At 70.0% G+C, this 15,996-nt stretch carries 14 protein-coding genes; 6 read left to right on the top strand and 8 right to left on the bottom strand.

Annotated features, from left to right (window positions below):
* Nucleotides 1-221: 221 nt before the first annotated feature.
* The 3 genes from AB5J73_RS05490 to AB5J73_RS05500 form a co-directional block, all read right to left on the bottom strand.
* The gene (locus AB5J73_RS05490; protein ID WP_370968614.1) at nt 222-422 is read right to left on the bottom strand and encodes a hypothetical protein; all 201 of its coding nucleotides are present in this window, start codon (nt 420-422) and stop codon (nt 222-224) included.
* Nucleotides 423-435: 13 nt separating this feature from the next.
* Nucleotides 436-1,383 (bottom strand): pentapeptide repeat-containing protein, encoded by a 948-nt coding sequence (locus tag AB5J73_RS05495; RefSeq protein WP_370968615.1) that lies wholly within the window; start codon nt 1,381-1,383, stop codon nt 436-438.
* A 340-nt stretch (nt 1,384-1,723) separates the two neighbouring features.
* Nucleotides 1,724-2,314 carry a cysteine hydrolase family protein gene (locus AB5J73_RS05500; protein ID WP_370968616.1) on the bottom strand — a complete coding sequence of 197 codons (591 nt, stop codon included), beginning with the start codon at nt 2,312-2,314 and terminating at the stop codon, nt 1,724-1,726.
* Nucleotides 2,315-2,413: 99 nt separating this feature from the next.
* Between AB5J73_RS05500 and AB5J73_RS05505 the strand changes: the two genes are divergently transcribed.
* Together AB5J73_RS05505 and AB5J73_RS05510 are read left to right on the top strand one after the other, a co-directional pair.
* Nucleotides 2,414-3,391: a GlxA family transcriptional regulator gene (locus tag AB5J73_RS05505; RefSeq protein ID WP_370968617.1), complete on the top strand. Its 978-nt coding sequence runs from the start codon at nt 2,414-2,416 to the stop codon at nt 3,389-3,391.
* Nucleotides 3,392-3,861: 470 nt separating this feature from the next.
* A complete protein-coding gene (locus AB5J73_RS05510) occupies nt 3,862-4,377 on the top strand; it encodes a hypothetical protein (RefSeq protein WP_370968618.1) in 516 nt (171 codons plus the stop codon).
* Here the strand turns inward: AB5J73_RS05510 and AB5J73_RS05515 are convergent.
* Nucleotides 4,340-5,479: a hypothetical protein gene (locus AB5J73_RS05515; RefSeq protein ID WP_370968619.1), complete on the bottom strand. Its 1,140-nt coding sequence runs from the start codon at nt 5,477-5,479 to the stop codon at nt 4,340-4,342. The genes AB5J73_RS05510 and AB5J73_RS05515 overlap by 38 nt on opposite strands.
* A 31-nt stretch (nt 5,480-5,510) precedes the next feature.
* Nucleotides 5,511-6,596 (bottom strand): helix-turn-helix domain-containing protein, encoded by a 1,086-nt coding sequence (locus tag AB5J73_RS05520; RefSeq protein WP_370968620.1) that lies wholly within the window; start codon nt 6,594-6,596, stop codon nt 5,511-5,513.
* Nucleotides 6,597-6,833: 237 nt separating this feature from the next.
* Here AB5J73_RS05520 and AB5J73_RS05525 point away from each other — a divergent pair, with 237 nt between their 5' ends.
* The gene (locus tag AB5J73_RS05525) at nt 6,834-8,054 is read left to right on the top strand and encodes an acetyl-CoA C-acetyltransferase (RefSeq protein ID WP_370968621.1); all 1,221 of its coding nucleotides are present in this window, start codon (nt 6,834-6,836) and stop codon (nt 8,052-8,054) included.
* Between the two features lie 47 nt (nt 8,055-8,101).
* Here the strand turns inward: AB5J73_RS05525 and AB5J73_RS05530 are convergent, their stop codons facing one another.
* The 3 genes from AB5J73_RS05530 to AB5J73_RS05540 form a co-directional block, all read right to left on the bottom strand.
* A complete protein-coding gene (locus AB5J73_RS05530; protein WP_370968622.1) occupies nt 8,102-9,370 on the bottom strand; it encodes a YeeE/YedE family protein in 1,269 nt (422 codons plus the stop codon).
* A 163-nt stretch (nt 9,371-9,533) separates the two neighbouring features.
* Nucleotides 9,534-10,211, bottom strand: coding sequence for a hypothetical protein (locus tag AB5J73_RS05535; RefSeq protein ID WP_370968623.1), 678 nt, complete (start codon nt 10,209-10,211; stop codon nt 9,534-9,536).
* Between the two features lie 194 nt (nt 10,212-10,405).
* Nucleotides 10,406-11,239, bottom strand: coding sequence for a Bax inhibitor-1/YccA family protein (locus tag AB5J73_RS05540; RefSeq protein WP_370968624.1), 834 nt, complete (start codon nt 11,237-11,239; stop codon nt 10,406-10,408).
* 321 nt (nt 11,240-11,560) lie between these two features.
* On the opposite strand from AB5J73_RS05540, the gene AB5J73_RS05545 reads away from it, so the two are divergent.
* The 3 genes from AB5J73_RS05545 to AB5J73_RS05555 all read left to right on the top strand — a co-directional run bounded on the left by AB5J73_RS05545 (nt 11,561) and on the right by AB5J73_RS05555 (nt 15,990).
* Nucleotides 11,561-13,006, top strand: a complete 1,446-nt coding sequence (locus tag AB5J73_RS05545; RefSeq protein ID WP_370968625.1) for a collagen binding domain-containing protein — start codon at nt 11,561-11,563, stop codon at nt 13,004-13,006.
* A gap of 4 nt (nt 13,007-13,010) precedes the next feature.
* Nucleotides 13,011-13,895: a class F sortase gene (locus AB5J73_RS05550; protein WP_370968626.1), complete on the top strand. Its 885-nt coding sequence runs from the start codon at nt 13,011-13,013 to the stop codon at nt 13,893-13,895.
* 100 nt (nt 13,896-13,995) lie between these two features.
* Entirely contained in the window at nt 13,996-15,990 is a 1,995-nt protein-coding gene (locus tag AB5J73_RS05555; protein ID WP_370968627.1) for an SDR family oxidoreductase, read from the top strand.
* Nucleotides 15,991-15,996 lie beyond the last annotated feature (6 nt).

Consider the following 15,996-nt stretch of genomic DNA (forward strand, 5'->3'; position numbering starts at 1 on the left):
CCTACTGTGCCGATCGTCGCCAATCCGACCACAGCCACGGCCGATGGCTTCGCAGCACCGGTTGCGTGCCGCTTGGGGGCGGCCTGCTTCCAGGCCGGATTGGCGAATGGCCGGCCGGTGGCGTTGTCCACCTCACGCGCGATCGGGGTCCGGGGGCCTCCGGGTGCGCGTCGGTGATTCCGGGCAGCGATGGCGAGGTCGGACCGCCCGGCGAGGACTCCTCAGGCAGCCACCAAGCCGCTCGTCCACGTCGGTTCCGGCCCGAGGGCCGCCGCACGCTGAGCCGTCATCCCGTCCCGGAGGATCCGCCCGGCGCCGATCAGCGGGCGGCAGTCCATCCGCAAAACCAGGGACGCCCAGAAGGCGGCCCGACCGGTAATCATCGCCAGTTCACCTCCCGTGTCGCGGAACGGCGACTTCACTGAAGACACGATCCTATCGGCCCGCCGGTTGCCCCGGCTCGTCCTTTCGTGTCAATTCCGCCCAGCCCGGCCGGTCGGCGCTCGGCCGTTCTTGCCAGCCCGGCGGCCAGGTCCTGGGAAATCCCCGTTGCGCCGTCGCGCCCGCGAGCCGGGCCGCGGACTTGCTCCCGAAATCGGCCGGACCAGCGAAAACAGCGCCGTTGAAGGAATCGCGTTCACCGCCGAAAACGGTTCCGCGGAAATCGACGCGGTCCTTGAACTCGGCTCTGTTGAAGTCCGCTTTGGTGCGGAATTCGGTGCCGCGCAGCGAGGTCAGCTCGAAGAACTTCGTGCCGTGGCAGACGATCGACCGGATCGAGCAGTGGGTGAGCGTCAGCCCGACGAGCTTCGCCCCGGAGAAGTCGAGGTCGATGTCGGGCCAGAAGTCGCCGTTCGGTGTCTCGGGCTTGCCGGGCCGCAGGTGCAGCATGAGGATGCGCTGCGCGGTCTTGCGGACCTGCAGCTCTTCGAGGGTTTCGTCGCCGGGCTCGTACGGCATCCGCAGGTAGGCGCAGAGCACGTTGACGATCGTCTGCCGGTGCTCGGCGTACCCGGTGGCGAGCCGTTCGAGCGAGTACAGCCCGGCGAGCCGCACGGGCGCCTTGTCGCTGCCGAGCTGGTCGGCGGCCTTCCCGTAGATCTCGGTGACCCGCCGCTCGGTGGCGTCGTGGTCCTTCTGCACCAGGTCCAGCTCGGCGGACCGCTGCCGCCGCGCGGCGAGCAGCAGCGCGGCGGCACCCCCGGTCCCGACGACGATGTTCGCGGCGGTCTTGAGCGCGTCGAGCCGGGCGGAGTCCTCCGGGCGGCCGCCGCCCAGCAGGGTGAGCAGCAAGGTGGCCGCCAGCGCGGCGAGCACCAGGAGCCCGGCGCCCCACAGCAGGATCGTCCTGGTCCGCAGCACGCGCTCGGGTTCGTTCGCCACGGGACCCGATCCTGCCAGTCACCGGGCGGTCGCACACCGGGTTCAGCAGCGCCGGCCCGGGTGTGCGAACGACCGGCGCGGGTTACCGCCCGCACGCCGAACCCGGCAACCGCGCCTCCGGCGCAGGCCGGGTCCGAGCCGACCGGACTCGCCGCACAAACCGGCGGCGCGGACAGGGGCCGGGCTGCCGGGCCGGCGACCGCTCGCACTCCACTTCCGAGCAGCCGCCGCCGAACCCGCCGCACGAAGCACCGGCGTGGGCGGGAGTCCAGGCAGCCGGGCCGACCGCCGCCCGCGCCCGGCTTCCGGAACAGCCGCCGCAGCGAACGACCGGCGCCGGCTACCGCAGTTCGGCGGCGCTCGCCACCACCACGCCGTACAGGTCGGCGATGGTCGCCAGCGCGCTGTGGTGCAGCTGCTCCGCAGTCACCTCCGCGACCGCGGTCGCCAGCGGCCGGGTCGCGCACGCCTCCGCGACGACCGTCGGGGTGTTGCCGCGCAGGAACGCGCCCTCGGCGGTGAACGTGACGCACATGTTCGTCATGAACCCGGCGACGACCACCGTCTCGTTGCCGGCGGCGTCGACCCGCTCGCCCAGGTCGGTGCCCACGAAGGCGTTCGGGGCCGCCTTGACGACCACCGGCTCGCCGTCGGCCGGGGCGACGTCCGGGTGGATGCCGCCGATGTCGGCCCGCACGTCGTACGCGCTGCCCGCGCCGCCGTCGTGGACGACGTGGATCACCTTCGTCCCGGCGGCTCTGGCCCGGGCGAGCAGGTCCTTGGCGGCGGTCAGCGCGGGCCGCCAGCCGTCCAGTTCCATCACGCCGCGCGTGTAGGTGTTCTGGTAGTCGACCAGGATCAGCGTCGACCCGGCCAGTGCGGCGGGGGTCCGGTCGAGCCCGTTCAGCTCCCGCAGCGTCGTCCTCGGCATGGTTGTCCTTCCACTTGTCGGTACCACCGACGCTAAAGTCGGTCGTGCGTGTCGGCAATGACATGCAAGACGCAGAAACCGACATCGAGCGGAGCAACCGTGGAACGGCTGATCGTCGTGGTCCTCTTCGACGGGGCCGACCTGCTCGACGTGACCGGCCCCGCCGAGGTTTTCTCGCTGCTGCACCGGGAACTGGACCGGCCGTCCGGCTACCGGGTCGTCCTCGCGGCCGGGGCGGCGGGCCCGGTCACCACGTCCGCCGGCGTGCGCGTGCTGCCGGACACCACCTTCGGGGAGCTGGCCGGCCGGGCGATCGACACCCTGGTCGTGCCGGGGGCGGTCACCGTCGGGGAACACCGGGAGATCGTCGCCGAGTGCGACCCGGCCGTGGTCGAGGCGGTCCGCGGGCTGGCCGGGCGCGCGCGGCGGGTGGCGTCCGTCTGCGTCGGGGCGCACGTGCTCGCGGCGGCCGGGCTGCTCGACGGCAAGCGCGCCACCACGCACTGGTCCACCGCCCGGCAGCTCGCCGAGGAACACCCGGGGGTCGCCGTCGACGCCGACCCGATCTTCATCCGCGACGGCGAAGTGTGGACCGGGGCCGGCCTGACCGCCTGCCTCGACCTCTCGCTGGCGCTGGTGGAGGACGACTTCGGCCCGGAGGCGGCCTCCCGCGTCGCCCGCCAGCTCGTCATGTTCCTCCGGCGCCCCGGCGGGCAGAGCCAGTTCAGCGTGTCCCTCGAACCGGCGTCCGCGACCCGGCGGGTCGAGGAGCTGCGCCACCACATCGCCACCCACCTCGCCGAACCGCTGACCGTCGCCGACCTGGCCGCGCACACCCACCTCACCGACCGGCAGCTCACGCGCGTGTTCAAGGCGGAGCTGGGCATGACACCGGCGGCGTACGTCGAGCACGCCCGGGTCGAGGCGGCCCGCCAACGGCTGGAAACCACGGACGACACGCTCTCCCGCGTCGCCACGACCTGCGGTTTCGGCACGGTGTCGACGCTGACCCGGTCGTTCCGCCGCCGGTTGACCACGACGCCGGGCGAGTACCGGGACCGGTTCCGGATCCGGTAGGCCCCGGCAAGGCGACGCCTCCGCCAGTCAGCACGGTTCCAACTCCAACTGGTCAGCCACCAGCTCGACAAAGGTCATCCTCTGGACTCAGATTTGTAATTTTTGTAGTATTACAAATATGAGCAAGTTGACGGGGCCTCGAAAGATCTCACAGGTCAACCAAGTTGCCATTCCCGTCAAGCTGTTGCGAGCGCTCGGACTGTCCGCGGGTGACTCGGTGTACTTCGAGATGCGCGACGAGACGAGCGGCGAACTAACCATTGTGACTGAATGGCTCGTTCGCGAGCGCTACTCACAGAACGATGACAAACCTCACGCTGGTGCCCGATCGAGTGACACGTCTAGGCTGCGGAGCCGACCGCCGCGGTCGAAACAGTCAGCAGCACTCCCGGAAGAAGGCCCGACCGATGTCCACTGAGCGACGCGGCGGCTTGCTCATCTCCAGCGACTGCGTGCGCCACAGTCCAGCAATGCTCGCCGCTGAGGCACTTGATTTGACCGGCGCCCTGGTTGACGACATCACCCTGTTCGGGAGGCGAGTCTCGATCATCGCGCACGTCGACGAGCAGGCGCACGAACATCGGCGGGAAGCAGGTTTTCAGCCGGTCATCGACCGTACCTCGGTCGCGATGTGGGAGTGGCCCGAGGTCAAAGCACCACCGTCCGCTGTGTCAGTGGCAGCCGTCGTGACGTCAAGCTCTCGGTGGCAACCCGCCTTGAGCACTGTGAGCGGGTTCGGCGCGTTTGGCTCCACAGTGCTAGTCCTGCCCCGGGACACGCCCCCGCCAGCAAGCTGTATCGAGTTGGCGGAGCGGTATGGGGTTTGGGTGGTGCTCGCAAGTTCATCGGGCGTCACCGTCAACCACCGTGGCCGGACCGGTCCAGTACCGACTGCACGTCCCACGACTGTCACCAAGTGGACCAATGAAGTCGTCTACGCACGCCTCATCAAGGACGGGCTCCTTGAGGGATCGCCGGCGCGCTGAGGCCACCGGTGTCGTTTCCGCGCTTCACCCAGTTGTTGAGGTAGTCAGGGATCTCCCACGCCGAAACCGTGTTGTCGATGTCCATGTGGTTGAACTGCGCTGACGAACACTGCGCAGTCCAGGCCGCACGTCGCTGTGCGAGACCACCGGCCAGCAAAATACCGGTCCGGATGCGGAAGAGGATCTCGATGGAGTGTAGGAACGCGATTTGCTCAGGGTTCGGCGCCGAGTTGAGCTCCATGAGTGACTGGCCGTTGCACACGTCGCACGAGCAGTGCCAGTCCGGGTGGTCCGGATCCATCGCCGCAGTGAGGTCGATCTTGTCCAGGTGCACGTAGGACAGCAGTCGCTGAACAACGGCGGCCGGCTTGGGATTCCGCCCACCCCCACCACCGCCCTCCACGACGGGATAAATGTGGCGCAAGGCCGAGTGTGTGCCGACCGCGGCGGCGAGCGCACCGTAGGCCAAGGCACCGATGGACGACGTGTCGCAACGAAGGAGAAGCACGGGAACCGGCGTTTGCAGCAGCGCGACGAGCCCGTAGACCGCGTACTGCGCACTCAATGGGTCATCTTTGTGCTCGAGCGCTACCGCGATCGGGACGCCGACATCGGTCACGGCATCGACGAGCTGCCGCAGATTTTCCTGTTTCAGCCAGCTCACATGGAGGGGCAGCAGTGCAACGACGTCGGAGCCGAGGTCAGCGGTCCGCTCAAGCACATCTCGCAGTCCGGGGTAGTCACGCTCGCCGATATACCCCGCATCCGGCATGAGGGCAGGCAGACCCAGCGCACGCTGCCGCGCAACCCAGTCCGAGTCGAACGCATGCGAGGCCAAAGCCCGGTTCTTACCGGCGTATCGGGCGCGGTCGATCAGGATGGGGCGCTCATACTTCTTCTCCCGGACGAGGTGCTCGGCCTTCTGTAGCGCCTTGGCGCCGGTGAGGACGATGCCGCCACCCAACCGGTCGGAGCGCTCGATCGCGACTTCCGTGTGCGCCCCGGACGCGTCAGCCTGAACAAGGAGCACATCGGCCAATGCCGTCTTCAGGCGACTGTACGGCGCGCTCCGCGTTGTTATCGCCGTTATCGGATTGGCCACGCTGACCCCCTCGGGTCGGAAGTTGTCCGATTCATGATCGCACCACCACAGGGGTGGATTCGTCCACCACCAGGGGCATGTAGTGACGCCTGAATGGCTCCGGCAGCATCAAGGCAACCCCCGCAACGGCGTCGATGTCCTGCCCATGCCGGTCCAGCTGGGCCGAGATCAGGCCGGCGACATGACGTGGAGTCTCAGCCGGAAGGTCTCCCGGTTCGCGCTGGCTCCAGCCGTATTGGTTCAGCCGGATGCGGAAGGACTTGAACTGGCTCGCGGAGATGCATTCGAGATCGGCCGCACGCTGGATGAGCATCGCCATGGAGACCTTCCAGGTCATCTTGAGTTCTGCGAGTTTCGTGAACTGGCGGACGGTCAACCCGCGCAACAGCGGCTCGAGGGCATCCGCCGGGGCGAGAAACTCGCCCGCGAACCGGTTGGCTTCCTTCTCTTGGTCGTCGGTCGGCAGCTCATGCATCAAAAGGTGACCGACCTCGTGCGCCAACGTGAAGCGCTCACGGTCGGGTGGCAGGTCACGGTTGAGCAGGATCAGCGGTCGCTGCCCCGGGAGCCAGGTACTCACAGCATCCTGCGCGGCCGTCCCCAGATCACGGCGCATCACCCGGACTCCCGCGGATTCGAGCAGCTTTACCAGGTCGTCGACGGGACCAGCAGGTATCTCCCACGCACACCTGATAGCAGCCGCAACCGCTGCGGGGTTGCCATACTCGGTCAATGGCATTCGGCCCAGCACGCGGGATTTGGGCGACGAATCATCCACGCCTGCGGACAGGCTATCCACGGACAGGCGAGTGAGCTGAGTAAGCCCTTCGACTGCACGCATGGTCGCAACCGACATCGCGCTGGAGCGTCGACGGTGGTGCAAGCAGGTGACCTCGACGCCACCGATCGGACCGGTTGCGCGGAGCAGGTTCGTCGGGACTGCAAGGGCCTCCGCAACTGCGTCGAGGTACTCCGTTGTGAGCGGTAGGAGCCCCTTCTCTACTTTCGATACGAAACCCTGTGAGACGCCAGCGGCATCAGCTAGATCGAGCTGTGTCCAGCGCCGGGCCTCACGCGTCAAGCGCACCATGCGCGCTACCGCGGCGGCTTCACTCATCGAATCTCACACTCCCTGCCCGACTGGCACGAAGTCTACCAAAAACGCTCGCAAATATTCCGAGACAACGCCGCCGTGTCGCTGGCACGCGACTGACCTCGAAGTGCAGGCTCGAGACCGGTTCCGGATCCGGTAGGCCCCGGCAAGCTCACACCGGCTTCGACTTTGCGCGCCGCGATCCACGCGGCACTATGTGAGCAACCGCTTAGTGACCGTCGATACGAGGATGTGTCCGTCATGCCCGAAGCCGTCATCGTCTCCGCCGCGCGCTCGCCCATCGGGCGCGCCAACAAGGGCTCGCTGGTCAGCCTGCGGCCCGACGACCTGACCGTGCAGATGGTCCAGGCCGCGCTGGCCAAGGTGCCGCAGCTGGACCCCGCCGACATCGACGACCTGATGCTCGGCTGCGGCCTGCCCGGTGGCGAGTCCGGGTTCAACATGGGCCGCGCGGTCGCCGTCGAGCTGGGCTACGACCACCTGCCGGGTTGCACCATCACGCGGTATTGCTCGTCCAGCTTGCAGACCACCCGGATGGCCTTCCACGCGATCAAGGCCGGCGAGGGCGACGTCTTCATCTCGGCCGGCGTCGAGACCGTGTCGCGGTTCTCGAAGGGCAGCTCGGACTCCTGGCCCGACACCCACAACCCGCTGTTCGCCGAGGCGGAGAAGCGCACCGCGGCGACGGCCGAGTCGGGCACGGACAGCTGGACCGACCCGCGCGCCGACGACCTGGTGCCGGACGTCTACATCGCGATGGGCCAGACCGCCGAGAACCTCGCGCGGCTGAAGGGCGTCACGCGCGAGGAGATGGACGAGTTCGGCGTCCGCTCGCAGAACCTGGCCGAGAAGGCCATCGCGGACGGCTTCTGGGCCAAGGACATCACGCCGGTGACGCTGCCGGACGGCACGGTCGTGTCGAAGGACGACGGCCCGCGCGCCGGCGTCACGCTCGAGGGCGTCTCCGGCCTGAAGCCGGTCTTCCGCCCGGACGGCCGGGTCACCGCCGGCAACTGCTGCGCGCTCAACGACGGCGCCGCGGCGCTGGTCATCATGTCCGACACCAAGGCGCGCGAGCTGGGCCTGACGCCGCTGGCGCGGATCGTGTCCACCGGCGTGACCGGCCTTTCGCCGGAGATCATGGGCTACGGCCCGGTCGAGGCGTCCAAGCAGGCGCTGTCGCGCGCGGGGCTGTCGATCGGCGACATCGACCTGGTCGAGATCAACGAGGCCTTCGCGGCGCAGGTCATCCCGTCGTACCGGGACCTGGGCATCGACCTGGACCGGCTGAACGTCAACGGCGGCGCGATCGCGGTCGGCCACCCGTTCGGCATGACCGGCGCCCGGATCACCTCGACGCTGATCAACTCGCTGCAGCACCACGACAAGCAGTTCGGCCTCGAGACGATGTGCGTCGGCGGCGGCCAGGGCATGGCGCTGATCATCGAGCGCCTTTCCTGATCCCCGCGGCGAAGGCCCCCGCTCGGGAGCGGGGGCCTTCGCCGTGTTCAGCAGACGCTGTCGGTCGGCACCGGGTTCGCCAGCCCGAACAGCGGGCGCAGCTTCAGGCCGATCCACGTGCCGCCGAGGGCGAAGACGCCCCACAGCCAGCCGTGCAGGCTGCCGGTGGAGATGCCGCCGAGGTACGCGCCGATGTTGCAGCCACCCGCCATGCGCGCGCCGACGCCCATCAGGATCCCGCCGAGGACCGCCGCCAGCGCCGTGCGCCACGGGATCGAGCTGTGGATCTTCCACGCGCCCGCGGCCGCGGCGGCCACCGCCGCGCCGATCATGATCCCGATGTCGGTCAGGCTGTTCTTGTCCTTCCAGATCGGGTTCGCCAGCGACGTCGCGTTGGACTTCTGCTGCCAGAACTCCCACGACTCCGGGTGCAGCCCGAACACCTGCAGGATCTTCGCGCCCCACAGCGAAAACGCGCTGGTGACGCCCCAGATGCCGCCGGACACCAGGAACACCGCGCCGGCCAGCACCCCCAGCACGACCGCGCCGACGAGCATCGGCCACGAGCCGCGCAGGATCCGGGCGAAGCCGCGCGCGGTCGGCACGACGTCGGCCGGCGGCGGGGTGCGGCGGCGCTGCACCGCACGGGTCGCGAAGACGATCACGGCGAGCACGGCGATCGTGATCGCCCAGGACCCGAACCAGCCGAGGTGGTCGGCCAGCAGCACGCCCTTGAACTCGGGCCAGCCCGACAGCACCGGGTACGCCCAGGTGTAGAGCACCGACCCGGCGATGAAGCCGCCGAGGGTCAGCACGATCGTCGACTGGCCGGACCCGACCGCGAACAGCGTGCCGGACGCGCACGCGCCGCCGAGCTGCATGCCGATCGCGAAGAGCGTCGCGCCGACGAAGAGGGCGAGGCCGAGCGCGCCCGCCGTCGGCGCCGGCTTGCTGCCGAACAGCCCGCTGCCGGTGCCCGCGATCAGCGCGATGAGCGTCGCGGCGGTGCCGAGCAGGACGGTGTGGGCCCGCAGGCCCTGCCCGTTGCCGACGGCGATGAGCTGGCGCCAGGCCGACGTGAAGCCGAACCGCGAGTGGAACAGCGCGAGGCCGAGGCCGAGGCCGAGCAGCAGCAGGACGCCGAACTTGGCGCCGTAGCTCGCCCAGACGTACCAGGTCAGGCCGACCGCGAGCACGCCCGCGACGGCCAGCGGCACCACGCGGACGGGCTCCTCGGGCCGCGGCACGGGCGCGGCGCAGGAGGTCGGGAAATCGAGGAACTTCTTTTCACCGGCTGGGGATTCGGTCGTCGCCACCAGTACTCCAGGCTTGGGTGGGCGGAGCAGGACGATCAACGTTAGGTCCGGTGATCGGCTCGTCGCAGCCCGTCGCACAGTGTGGGACGAACGGAGCAATCCGGGTGCCCCTGAACGCCGAAAGGCCCCTCGCCGGCGTGGTGAGGGGCCTTCGCGGGAAGAGCTATTCGTTGGTCTTGACGCACATCGTCGTCGCCGGCTGCGGGTAGACGGCCACGCGCGTGGCTTCCGTGCCCTCGCAGAGGTTCTTGTCCGCCTGGCCCGAGACGACCTTCACCAGTTCGCCGTCCTTGGTGGGGTCGGTGCAGGCGACCTTCACGTAGCCCTTGGTCGTCGACGTGAAGTTCGCGAGGCAGTCGCCCTGCTTGGCGTTGATCATCAGGCACAGCTTGTACGAGCTGCGGCCGCTGACCGAGTAGGTGTCGTAGCCGGCGTCGGAGCCGCCGGGGCATTCGTCGGACGCGCTGTCGAGCTTGGCGGCGATCTTGACGTTGGCCTTCGGGTCGGCGCAGTCGGCCTTCGCCGGGTCGTCCCCGCCCCGGGTGAACTCGGTGATCGTGAGGCAGTCACCGGCGTTGGAGCTGGCCGGCGAGTTGGCGAACGACACGATCCCCACGACGACGGCGACGATCACGATCACGCCGACGATGCCGAACTTGATGAACGTGCCGGCCTTCGACTTCTTCGGCACCGGCGGCGCGGGCGGGAAGCCCTGCTGGCCCGGCGGGAACTGCCCGGGCGGCGGGCCGTACTGGCCGGGCTGGCCCTGCGGCGGCGTGCCGGGCTGGCCGTACTGCGGCTGGCCGCCGGGAGGCGGCCCGTAGGGACTGGGCTGACCCACCGGCTGCTGGCCCCCGGGGGCCGGAGGGGGAACGCTCACTGTGAACCTCACACATGTGAAATGAAGGACTGACCGGGACATCAAACACGCAGGGTGAGCGCGATCCGCAGTGGGGTCCCCGAATGCATGAATTACCCACAGAAAAGGCGCCCCGTTGATTACGGAGCGCCTTCACTGTGAGACTGTGAGCCAGGTTACTCGCGGAGGTACGACAGCAGCCGCAGGATCTCCAGGTACAGCCAGACCAGGGTCGTCATCAGGCCGAAGGCGGTGTACCAGGCCCACTTCGACGGCATGCCTTCGCGGATCATCCGGTCGGCCTGGTCGAAGTCGAGCAGGAAGCTGAACGCCGCGATGCCGATGCAGACGAGGCTGAAGATGATGGCGATCGGGCCGCCGCCGCGCAGCGGGTTGAAGCCGAAGAACAGCGAGGTGATCAGGTTGAACAGCATCAGGATGCCGACACCGACGACCGCGCCGATGATCCACTTCGTCAGCTTCGGCGTCACCTTGACCGCGCCGGTCTTGTAGACCACCAGCATGCCGATGAAGACGCCCGCGGTGCCGACGATCGCCTGCAGCGCGATGCCCTTGTAGACGACCTCGAAGACACCGCTCAGCGCGCCGAGGAACAGGCCTTCGGCGGCGGAGTAGACGAGGGTCAGCGGACCGCTCGGCTTCTGTCGGAAAATGATCACCAGCGAGATGACGAGCCCGACGACCAGGCCGCCGATCATCGCGCCGACGAGGGCGCCGGAGAGCCGGCCGGTCTCGGCCAGCGTGTTCTGGGCCCAGATCGCGGTCACGATCCCGACGAGCAGCGCGACGCCGAGGCTCATGCCGGTCTTGACGACGACGTCGTCCACCGTCATGGGACGGTCGCCTTCGCCGGAGGCGGCCTGGCCGGGGCCGTACCCGGGCACGCCGCCCTGGGGTTGGTTGAAGCCCACCGGGGGCCCGTACTGCCCGTAAGTCTGGGTTCCGCCGTGGGGCAGGTTGCGGAACGCCGGGTTGCTACTGGAACGCACCTGATCCTCCTGGATCTGCTGCTTTGTGGATCGACGCTGCATCGGGTTCAACGACCGCCGGGGACGTGCGGTTCCCGTCGAGTAAAGACGACTTTACTCGACCGCGAGCCCGTGGCCACGGCAGACACGGTAAGCGATGGAGATCACGACCGTTCGGCGACCGCCACTCGAAGGGCGGTAGACAGCCGGACCCCCTCGGCGCGACGCTCACTTGGCGTGCCCGGTCGTTCACCGAACGCGCGTCGGGGAGTTGATCAATCGTGTGACCTGCGGAGACGGCGTGAGTCGTCGCCACGCGGCCGACGAAGGAGCCTGCACACCATGAGGTGGTCGACACGCCCGCGCGCGGGCATCCGCGCGCTCACCGCCCTGTTCGCCGCGACGCTGCTCGGCACGCTCTCCGCGACCGCCGGCGCGCCCGCCGCGTCGGCCGCGAGCCAGGAGGGCGTCGGCCACCGGGTCGGCGGCGAGCACGGCCCGAGCCCGGTCTGGCTGGGGTCGTACGTCGTCGGCGGGCAGCAGGTGTTCTGCGTGAGCTTCCGGCTCCGGGCGCCGGACACCGACGAGCCGTACCAGCCGGGCGACGAGCTGCTCACGAAGTGGGGCACGAAGCTGCCCAAGGACGAAGCGGCGAACATCTCGTACCTGCTGCTGCGCTACGGCGGCACCAAGAACCCCGACGAGGCGACCGCGCTCGCGCACCTCCTGCACTCGTGGACGGCGGCGCCGCGCACCCCGGCCGACCTCGACCCGAAGCTGCCCGCGGACAAGATCGCCTACGACGCGCCCGGCTACCTGAAGGCGATGAGCAAGGACTCCGCCGGCGCCGTCGAGCGGCTGAGGACGGACGCCGAGACCAACCGCGGGCCGTGGACCGCTTCGGTCACCACGCCGAAGGGCGACCAGCACGTCGGCGAAGCGGCCGAGTGGACCGCGACCGTGAAGAACGCCCAGGGCAAGGGCGTCCCGGACGTCGCCGTGAAGCTGACGGCGACGGGCGGCACCCTGGGCGCCCCGGCCGGCGACACCGCGGGCAACGCGAGCCCACAGGCCGCGGCGAAGGACGTCACGCTCAAGACGGGCGCCGACGGCACCGTGCAGGTGAAGCTGACCCCGACCGGCGAGCGGCCGAAGCTGGTGGCCTCGCTGTCCGCGCCGGCCGCCCGGCCCTACGTCCGGGTGCCGGTCGACACGGCGGCACAGCGCGTCGTCTCGACCGGCGGCGAGCAGGAGCTGACCGCGCAGGGCGTCGTCGAGGTGGCGAAGCCCGGCAAGGTGCAGGTGACGAAGACCGACGCGAACACCGGCAAGGGCGTCGGCGGCGCGGTCCTGCGGATCACCGGCGCGGACAAGAAGTCGGCGGCGCTCGGCGCCGACGGCAAGCCGCTCACCGGCGCCGACGGCAAGCCCGCGGTCGTCACCACCGACGGTGCGACGGGCGGCGTGGTGGTCGAGAACCTCCGGGCACCGCAGGAGATCTGCGTCGTGGAGGCGAGCCCGCCGCCGGGTTACACGAACGCTTACGACCCGGCCAGCCCGCCATCGGCGTGCGGCACGGTGAAGCCGGGCGAGACGCTGGCGCTGACGGTGTCGAACAAGCCGAACGAGGTCCCGCGCGCGATCCCGGCCGGTGACGCCCCGGTGGCGATGATGCGCGGGACGGTCGAGACGAGCTACTCGGGGCTGGGGTTGGCGGGGATCGGCTTGCTGGTGCTGGTGGGCGCCGGCTTGGCGGCCTTCGCGGCGCGGCGCGCTTCGCGGAGGTAGCGGCGTGGCGAACGACGCCGGCGAGGACTGGCGGGGTGAGGACTGGTTCGTCGACGAGTGGCACCGGGGCGTCGGCTGGGCGGCGGTCGAGGACGAGCAGCACGGTGGCGCGAGCTCGGCGGCCGGCGGCGACGAGTGGCACCCCGGCACCGGCTGGGCGGCGACCGGCGACCACCGGCGCCCGGCCGCGCCCAAACCCCGTCGCGGCCGGTTGCTCGCCGGGTTCGCGCTCGGGGCCTCGACCGTCCTCGCCGTGCAGCTGGGCTCCTCCGTGGTCGCCGCGCCGCCGGTAGCCGTCGTCGCCGGTACCGCGCTGCCCGCCGCGGGAGCCGCTGCCCCGAAAGCCGCTCCGACGGCCACCCAGCCGTCCACCCCCGCCGCGCCGCCGCCACCACCGCCCGCCAGCACGCCGGCTGCCGCTCCCGCCGGTCAGCCGTCGACGCCGGGCCCGCAGCAGCCCGGCACCGTCCGGCTCCCCGCCGGCGGCACCGCCACCCTCGTGCGCAAGGACCTCGGCCCCGGCGGCGAACTGCCCGTCCCCGACAACCTCGGCCAGGCGACCTGGTGGGGCGCCGAACTCGACGCGGCCGGTGGTGCCAGCGTCTTCGCCGGGCACGTCAACTGGCGGGGCGCGACCGGGCCGTTCGCCGAGCTGTGGACCGCCCGGATCGGCGGTGCGGTGACCGTCGTGGACAGTGCCGGGAAGACCTGGCGCTACCGGATCTCCCAGCTGCTCACCGTGCACAAGGAGGACCTGCCCGCGCAGGCGGACGACCTGTTCGGCCAGTCCGGCCCGCACCGCGTGGTGCTGGCGACCTGCGGCGGCCGCTGGGTCGGCGGTTCGGACGGCTACGAGGAGAACCGCATAGTCATCGCGGAGTCCGAATAAGTTACCGGTGAGTAACTTCACGTCCCGCCACGGTGGTCACGAACCCCTCGATGGAGCAGAATGCCCAGGGTCAGGGCGTGGAGCGAGAGGTGTGAAGACGATGGCGACGTTCTTGGTGACCGGGGCGACCGGACTGATCGGGCGCCAGTTCACCCGGCTGCTGCTCTCCCGCCCCGGCGACGACCGCGTCGCGCTGCTGGTCCGCACGTCGAGCAAGGCCAAGCTGGCCGCGCTCGTCGACCAGTGGCCGCACTCCGACCGCGTCACGCTGGTGACGGGGGACCTCGGTGAACCGCTGCTCGGGGTGTCCGAGGCGGACCGCGACGAGCTGCGCGGGCACGTCGACCACGTAGTCCACCTCGCCGCCCTCTACGACCTCACCGCCGACGACGAAGCCAGCGTCAAGGCCAATGTGGACGGCACGCGCAGCGTCGTCGACCTCGCCGCGGACCTGCGCGCGGGCTGCCTGCACCACGTCTCGTCGGTCGCCGTCGCGGGTGACCACGAAGGCGTCTTCACCGAGGAGATGTTCGACGCCGGGCAGCGGCTGATCACGCCGTACCACCGGACGAAGTTCGAGGCCGAGAAGATCGTCCGCGAGCAGACCGAGGTGCCGTGGCGGGTGTACCGGCCCGCGGTCGTCGTCGGGCACTCCGAGACCGGCGAGATGGACAAGATCGACGGCCCCTACTACCTCTTCCCCGCGATCAACCGGCTCGCCGGGCTGCCGGACGTGCTGCCGATCGTCGGCCCCGACCTCGGCGACACCAACATCGTGCCGGTCGACTACGTCGCCAAGGCGCTGCTCGAACTCGTGGTCAAGCCCGGGCTCGACGGCCGCGCCTTCCACCTGGTCAACCCCGAGCCGCAGCCGGTCGTCTCCGTCTACAACGCGTTCGCGCGGGCCGCGGGGGCGCCGACGATCTCCGTCCAGCTGGGCGAAGGCCTCTCCAAGCGGATCGTCGGGCTGGTCAAGCTGACCGAGCACATCCCCGGCGTCACCATTGCCCGCGACGCCGTCATGGAGCGCTTCGGCATCCCGCCGGTGCTGCTCGACACCATGGCGTTCCCGTCGGTGTTCTCCTCGGCCGAGACGCGCAAGGCGCTGGCCGGCAACGTCGAGGTCCCCCGGCTGGAGGAGTACGCGCCGACGCTGTGGCGCTACTGGCGCGAGCACCTCGACCCGTTCCGCGCGCGCAAGCACGGCCCGCGCGGCGAGCTGGACGGCCGCCGCGTGATCATCACCGGCGCGTCGTCGGGCATCGGGCGCGCGACCGCGCTGAAGGTCGCCGCGGCGGGCGGGGTCCCGCTGCTCGTCGCCCGGCGCCAGCACGAACTCGAAGAGGTCCGCGACGAGATCGTCGCCGCCGGCGGCACCGCTTCGGTGTACCCGGCCGACCTGACCGACGAGGATTCGGTGCGCAAGGCCGTCGACGCGATGCTGGCCGAGCACGGCCGGATCGACATGCTGGTCAACAACGCCGGCCGGTCGATCCGCCGGTCGATCAAGCTGTCCTATGACCGGATGCACGACTACGAGCGCGCGATGGCGATCAACTACTTCGGCGCGGTCCGGCTGATCCTCGCGGTGCTGCCGCACATGTCGGAGCGGAAGTTCGGGCACATCGTGAACGTGTCGTCGATCGGCGTGCAGGGCATCGCGCCGCGCTTCTCGGCGTACGCGGCGTCGAAGGCGGCGCTGGACTACTTCTCGCGGATCGCGGCCACCGAGACGCACGGCGACGGGATCACGTTCACCACCATCCACATGCCGCTGGTGCGCACGCCGATGATCCGCCCGACGAAGATCTACGACGCGTTCCCGACGAAGTCGCCGGAACAGGCCGCGGACATGGTGCTGAAGGCGCTCGTCGAGCGGCCCAAGCACATCGGCACCCCCGCCGGGCAGGCGATCGGGCTGGCCTACACGCTCACGCCGGGCCTCACCGACGCCGTCGCGTACCAGGGTTTCCGGATCTTCCCGGACTCGGCCGCAGCGGGCGGTTCGGGCGGCCTCAAGATCGGCCGTGGCGAGAAACACCTTTCCAAAGCGGCGATGGCGCTCGCCCGGTTGTCCCGCGGCTTTCACTGGTGACGCAGC

It is taken from the genome of Amycolatopsis sp. cg9, from assembly GCF_041346945.1.
Taxonomy (GTDB): domain Bacteria; phylum Actinomycetota; class Actinomycetes; order Mycobacteriales; family Pseudonocardiaceae; genus Amycolatopsis.

Excerpts from the sequence above, each read along its gene's own strand:
- AB5J73_RS05500 (WP_370968616.1), bottom strand. The coding sequence starts at position 2,314 with ATGCCGAGGACGACGCTGCGGGAGCTGAACGGGCTCGACCGGACCCCC.
- AB5J73_RS05520 (WP_370968620.1), bottom strand. The coding sequence starts at position 6,596 with ATGAGTGAAGCCGCCGCGGTAGCGCGCATGGTGCGCTTGACGCGTGAG.
- AB5J73_RS05555 (WP_370968627.1), top strand. The coding sequence starts at position 13,996 with ATGGCGACGTTCTTGGTGACCGGGGCGACCGGACTGATCGGGCGCCAG.
- AB5J73_RS05525 (WP_370968621.1), top strand. The coding sequence starts at position 6,834 with ATGCCCGAAGCCGTCATCGTCTCCGCCGCGCGCTCGCCCATCGGGCGC.
- AB5J73_RS05545 (WP_370968625.1), top strand. The coding sequence starts at position 11,561 with ATGAGGTGGTCGACACGCCCGCGCGCGGGCATCCGCGCGCTCACCGCC.
- AB5J73_RS05510 (WP_370968618.1), top strand. The coding sequence starts at position 3,862 with ATGCTCGCCGCTGAGGCACTTGATTTGACCGGCGCCCTGGTTGACGAC.